The following is a 5,936-nucleotide window of genomic DNA, read 5'->3' as shown; positions in this document are numbered from 1 at the left end:
ATGACCCAACAAGTGGAAGATTATTGGAAGTATTTACAGATCAACCAGGAATACAATTTTACTCCGGGAATTTTTTAGACGGTACTTTGCCAATGAAAAATGGTGGAACTTATGCTCACAGAACTGGTTTATGTTTGGAAACACAACATTATCCGGATTCTCCAAATCAAAAAGATTTTCCAACTACGGTTTTAAATCCTGGAGAGAATTATAAAACAAAAACAAGTTTCAAATTTTCAGTAAAATAATACTAGACACCGTTGATGGTGTTTAGTTGCAAAATAATTTAAAATGGTTTGTCTTTTTAAATTTGTCTAGTAATTCTGAATGCAATAGAAGAAGCTACGTTAAAAATAAGGGTATTTGGAACATAATAAGTCACTCTTAATAAAAAAGGACTTACGGTTTTTCGTAAGTCCTTGTGGTAGTGGTAGCGAGACCGAGATTTGAACTCGGGACCTCAGGGTTATGAATCCTGCGCTCTAACCGACTGAGCTATCTCGCCATATTGATGGGCAAAACCATCTTTGAATGCGGGTGCAAATATAAAAATTATATTAGAGGTTGCAAGTATATATTGAAGAAAAAAAAATATTTTTGAAAAGGCTTTTTTATTGACTATATATTCTATACATTTCCGAAAAATTAATCAAGTCTTATGGATTTAAAAATTCGATACGAAATAGAGTTTCCTATAAATTCTTCACCCCAATTGTTATACCAATATATTTCCACTCCTTCTGGTTTGTCAGAGTGGTTTGCTGACAATGTGAATTCACGTGGTGAGTTTTTTACTTTCATTTGGGATGATTCAGAGGAAAAAGCGAGACTTTGTTCTAAAAAAACTGGCGAGAAAGTAAGATTTAAATGGGTTGACAGTAATAATAAGGATACTGAATATTTTTTTGAATTAAATATTTTGGTAGATGAAATTACTAAAGATGTTTCTCTAATGGTAATTGATTTTGCGGATAAAGAAGAAATAGAAGAAGCAATGCTTTTATGGGAAAACCAAGTTTCAGATCTTAAGCATATTATTGGTTCTGTTTAAAATATTTTAGTATAAAAACTTATATATGTCAGGCTTTTTAGCCTGACTTTTTTTAATTAGTTATGGTTAATTTTAATGGTAAAATAGTATCTCTCGATGCAGGTCTAATGTTTCAAAATCGTGCTTTTTTATATGGTGATGCCGTCTTTGAAACAGTTAAAATAATAAATGCTAAAATTCTTTTTTTAGAAGATCATTATTTTAGATTGATGTCTTCAATGCGCGTTGTTCGAATGGAAATTCCTATGAATTTTACTATGGAATATTTTGAAGAACAAATTCTAGATTTGGCCAAAGCCAAGAATTTGGAAAATTCAAGTCGTGTAAGAATTACTGTTTATAGAAACGAAGGAGGCTATTATTTACCCAATGAAAACTCTGTTTCTTTTTCGATTAATGCTGAGCTAATTGAAAATAGTTTCTATTCAATCAATGAAAATGAATATAAAGTAGATTTGTACACAGATTTTTATGTAACAAGACAGTTACTATCATCCATAAAAACTACTAATAAAATTTTAAATGTAACTGCAAGTATATTTGCCAATGAAAATGGATTGGATAATTGTTTGTTGTTGAATGACAGCAAGAATGTTGTTGAAGCATTGCAAGGGAATATTTTTATGCTAAAAGGAAATATACTATCTACTCCACCAGTTTCAGAGGGGTGTTTGAATGGGGTAATGAGAAAACAACTATTGGTTTTAGCAAAACAAATCGAAAACTTAGTAGTTGTTGAAGAAATTATTTCACCATTTGATCTCCAAAAAGCCGATGAATTATTTATTACAAATGTGATTAAAGGTATTCAGCCAATCACTAAGTATCGCAAAAAAGAATTCTCAACTGATTTGGCAAAGGTGTTAATAGAGAAACTTAATCAGTTTATAAGCAACAATTAATTCAAATAAGGATTTTCAGGTGCATTAGACCATATTAAGTAGTTTCCTCCTAATTCCATAATTTGTTTTTTCCAAAAGCTAGCTGCCGATTTTCCTACTATTTTATTTTTGTAGTTATTCTTAGTAATAATCCATGAATTTCCTTTCATCTCATTTTCTAGCTGATCTACTTCCCACCCTGTGTAACCCAAAAAAAAGCGTATGTTATCTTTGCTTATTTTTCCTTTATTTATGAGTTCTTTTGTGGTTTCATATTCACCTCCCCAATAAACACCATTAGAAATTTCTATACTATTTGGGATTATTTCTGGAATATTATGTATGAAATAGAGATTGTCTTGTTCAACAGGACCTCCATTATAGATTTTGAAAGTGGCCTTGATTTCGGGAATCAAATCGTGAAGTGTGTATTTTAAAGGTTTATTAATAATAAAACCTACTGAACCACCTTCATTATGATCAGCTAATAAAATAACCGATCTATTGAATGACAAATCTCCAATTATCGAGGGTTCTGCTATGAGCAGAGATCCTTTTTTTAGTTTTTCTGAAATCATTGGTTATAATTTTTATTATAATTTAAGAACAATAACAAAAGTAAAACAAAAAATATCGATAAAGAGCATAAAAATACTTTCTAAATGATTTTTTTTTTGTTTAAAAATACAAATAATTCTTTTAGACTAAATTAATAATTAGATTTAATTCCATATAGTTGAAATTTTAAATCAACTAAATCATTAGGTATAAAAAAACCTTCCAAAGGAAGGTTTTTATTATTTTTTAAGAAAACTTAAAATTAGTTTACAGCACCTTCTAAATCTGCACCAGCTTTAAATTTTACTACATTTTTAGCAGCAATTTTAATAGTTTTTCCTGTTTGAGGGTTTCTACCATCTCTTGCAGCTCTAGCAGAAACTGACCATGATCCGAAACCTACTAAAGAAACTCTTCCACCTTTTTTCAAAGTACCACCTACGTTACCTAAAAATGATTCTAAAGCTAGTTTTGCAGCAGCTTTTGTGATTCCTGCATCAGCAGCGATAGCATCAATTAATTCTGATTTGTTCATAATGTTTAGTTATTAAATGTTGGTTAAAAAAAACTTTGTTACTACAACAAATTTAGTAGGAAATACGTCCCTTACAAGTGTTTTCTATGATTTTAGCTTATTTTGTTGATAACTTGTTTTTTTTGTTCATAAATCCAAGGTTATTCTTGTCAAATCATAAAAAAAAGACCCATTCTACTGACGTTAATACACTTTTGCGTCTTCTGAAAAGGCCATTCCATTCAATAATTCTGCTGTATTCATTTTCTTTTTTCCCGGAAATTGCAAACTTAACACCTGAATAAATCCATTTTCTACTGCAATTTTCATTTCTTTTTTGGTGCAAATCAAATTTCCAACGTTATAGTTATGACTTTCTAATATGATTTTTGCTTCGTGAATCTTGACATTCCATTCTTCCTCTTTGTCTTTAAAAAAGCACCAAGCTGAGGGATAAGGATTCAAACCGCGTATTAAATTGTATATTTCAATTGCTGATTTTGTCCAATCTATCTTGCAATTATCTTTGTTCAACTTGTAAGCCGTTTTTATTTCTGGATTCTCTTTTTGTATCGTTGTGGATATATTTCCGTTTTCAATCAACTCTAAAGTTTCTAAAACTGTTCCACTTCCTAATAGCATTAATCGGTCGTGTAATTGTCCAGCATTTTCATCTGTACCAATTGCTGTTTCGGAACTTAAAATCATTGCTCCGGTATCTATTTTATCGTCAATAAAAAAAGTAGTAACTCCAGTTTTTGTATCGCCATTGATAATTGCCCAATTTATAGGAGCAGCACCACGATAATTGGGTAATAAAGAAGCGTGTAGATTGAATGTTCCTAGTTTTGGCATTTTCCAAACCACTTCGGGTAACATTCTAAAAGCAACAACGATTTGCAAATTGGCATTTAAGGCTTTTAATTCTTCTAAAAAACTTTCGTCTTTTAGATTTGTTGGTTGCAATAAGGTAAGATTATGTTCTAAAGCATATTCCTTCACGGCTGAATATTTTATTTTTTGTCCGCGACCTGCTGGTTTATCTGCTGCTGTGATGACTCCCACAACATCATAGTTGTTTTTAATTATGGTGTCAAGAATGCCAACGGCAAATTCAGGTGTTCCCATAAATACAATTCGTAATTTTTCCATTATAATTTTAAAGTATAGGTATTGTTAGGCTTTACTGCAATTTTATCATTTTCTAATAAATTCTGCAAGGCAAAGATAACATCGTCTTCGGTGTTTTTTGTTAGTTTTTGAATTTCTCTTGAATTCATATCTTGCATTTTTAATAATCCAATGATTTTTTCGGAAATTAAGGAGTTTTCAATTGGTTTCGTTTTTTTAGAGATACAATAAGAACATATTCCGCAATCTGTTTTGGTAGTTTCTCCAAAATAGTGCAAAATCAATTTGCTTTTGCACGCTTTTTTTTCATTAATATAGTTTAAAACGGCATCAAATTGGGCAATTTTTTGTTGATTTTGTGTTTCAAGATATTTCGAAACTCGGTTGATGGTTCTTTCGTCTTCACGCACTTCATTGAAAATAATTGTAGCATCATTATTTTTTTTATGATAATCAATAATCTCAAGACTTTTTAATTTCTCTAAAACCGAATGTATCATTGTTTCTTCAGAACCTGATTTTTTTGCAATTAATGATAAATTGATAGCTGTTTGTGTTTCATAAATTCCAGAGTATGTTCTAAGAATGGCAAGAATAATAGGTTCTTCTTGGGTGTTCAAACTCACATATCGAACTACTTCTTTGGACTCAATAATGAATTGCATTGTAATCCGCTCTGAGTATTCTTGCGACAAACTTAAAACGCCTTGTCGATCTAAAAACTGAATAGCATTAAAAGTCTTTAAGGTCGGAAACCCATATTTTTGGCAAAAATGATTCAAATTAAACGAGAATTGTTCGTTGATTCCTTCACCATAAGCAATACGGAAATAAGTGCATAATTTTATATAAATTTGGTTCAATAATTTTTTGTCAGGCAAAACATTTATGAATTGGCTTTCTGCTTGAATTTTATCAGAAGGGCTTGTGAGAATTACTGCGAATGCTTTTTCTTCATTTCTACCAGCGCGACCAGCTTCCTGATAATAACTTTCGATACTCTCCGGAAGATGAATGTGAATCACCGTTTTCACGTTGGATTTATCAATCCCCATCCCAAAAGCATTAGTTGCAACTATAATTTGAGCTTCTTCATTCATCCAAAGGGTCATATTTTTTTCTTTATCCTTAATAGATAAACCACCGTGGTAAAATGTCGCCTTAAATCCCAAAGATTGCAATTGAGATGCTGTTTCTGAACACAATTTCCTGTTTCGAACATATATAATTGATGGTTGCGGATTCTTTTTCAAGATTTGCTCCATTCGATACAATTTGTCCTCGACTTCAAAAACCATATAAGCAATATTTTTTCTAGCAAATGATTTCTGGAAAATGGCCGGTTTTTCTAATCCCAATTGGACAATTACATCCTCAAGAACCCGATTGGTTGCCGATGCAGTGAGCGCTAAAAAGGGAACTTTAGGAAAATGGCTTTTTAAATTCGCTATTTTTAAATAAGCAGGTCGAAAATCGTGTCCCCATTGCGAAACACAATGGGCTTCATCGATAGCAATTAAATTAATAGGTAAGTTTTTTATTCGCTCTAAAATCCAATCGGATTGCAAGCGCTCTGGTGATAAATACAAGAATTTATAATTCCCAAATTCACAATTGTCTAAGAGTGTAATTATTTCATCAGATTTTATTCCACCAGTGATTGCAATGGCTTTGATGTCGATCTTTTGTAATCGCTGAACTTGGTCTTTCATCAACGCCACTAAAGGAGAAATTACTAAACAAATTCCATCCTTCATCATAGCGGGAACTTGAAAACAAATTGATGTCCCACCACCTGTAG

6 protein-coding genes, 1 tRNA gene and 1 pseudogene are annotated in these 5,936 nt (G+C 31.5%); 3 read left to right on the top strand and 5 right to left on the bottom strand.

Annotation, left to right across the window (positions count from 1 at the left end):
• Positions 1 to 248: pseudogene (locus tag PHC28_RS14680) on the top strand (galactose-1-epimerase); the annotation flags it as partial.
• Positions 249 to 428: 180 nt separating this feature from the next.
• Here PHC28_RS14680 and PHC28_RS14675 read toward each other — a convergent pair.
• Positions 429 to 505, bottom strand: a tRNA-Met gene (locus tag PHC28_RS14675).
• Positions 506 to 658: 153 nt separating this feature from the next.
• On the opposite strand from PHC28_RS14675, the gene PHC28_RS14670 reads away from it, so the two are divergent.
• The gene (locus PHC28_RS14670) at positions 659 to 1,051 is read left to right on the top strand and encodes an START-like domain-containing protein (protein WP_300102242.1); all 393 of its coding nucleotides are present in this window, start codon (positions 659 to 661) and stop codon (positions 1,049 to 1,051) included.
• Positions 1,052 to 1,113: 62 nt separating this feature from the next.
• Complete coding sequence (locus PHC28_RS14665; protein WP_300102239.1) at positions 1,114 to 1,953, top strand: aminotransferase class IV; 840 nt, start codon at positions 1,114 to 1,116, stop codon at positions 1,951 to 1,953.
• Here PHC28_RS14665 and PHC28_RS14660 read toward each other — a convergent pair.
• The 4 genes from PHC28_RS14660 to PHC28_RS14645 form a co-directional block, all read right to left on the bottom strand.
• Entirely contained in the window at positions 1,950 to 2,510 is a 561-nt protein-coding gene (locus tag PHC28_RS14660) for a YqgE/AlgH family protein (RefSeq protein ID WP_300102236.1), read from the bottom strand. The two genes, PHC28_RS14665 and PHC28_RS14660, sit on opposite strands and share 4 nt — an antisense overlap.
• 242 nt (positions 2,511 to 2,752) lie before the next feature.
• Positions 2,753 to 3,025, bottom strand: coding sequence for an HU family DNA-binding protein (locus PHC28_RS14655; protein ID WP_300102233.1), 273 nt, complete (start codon positions 3,023 to 3,025; stop codon positions 2,753 to 2,755).
• A gap of 183 nt (positions 3,026 to 3,208) precedes the next feature.
• Entirely contained in the window at positions 3,209 to 4,156 is a 948-nt protein-coding gene (fmt, locus tag PHC28_RS14650) for a methionyl-tRNA formyltransferase (RefSeq protein ID WP_300102230.1), read from the bottom strand.
• Positions 4,156 to 5,936, bottom strand: a 1,781-nt coding sequence (locus PHC28_RS14645; RefSeq protein WP_300102227.1) for an ATP-dependent DNA helicase RecQ, incomplete at its 5' end; no start/stop codon positions are given. The genes fmt and PHC28_RS14645, both read right to left, overlap by 1 nt.

Origin of the sequence: Flavobacterium sp., from assembly GCF_028712645.1 — a bacterium.
Taxonomy (GTDB): domain Bacteria; phylum Bacteroidota; class Bacteroidia; order Flavobacteriales; family Flavobacteriaceae; genus Flavobacterium.
This window is presented reverse-complemented; position numbering and strand designations above follow the sequence as displayed.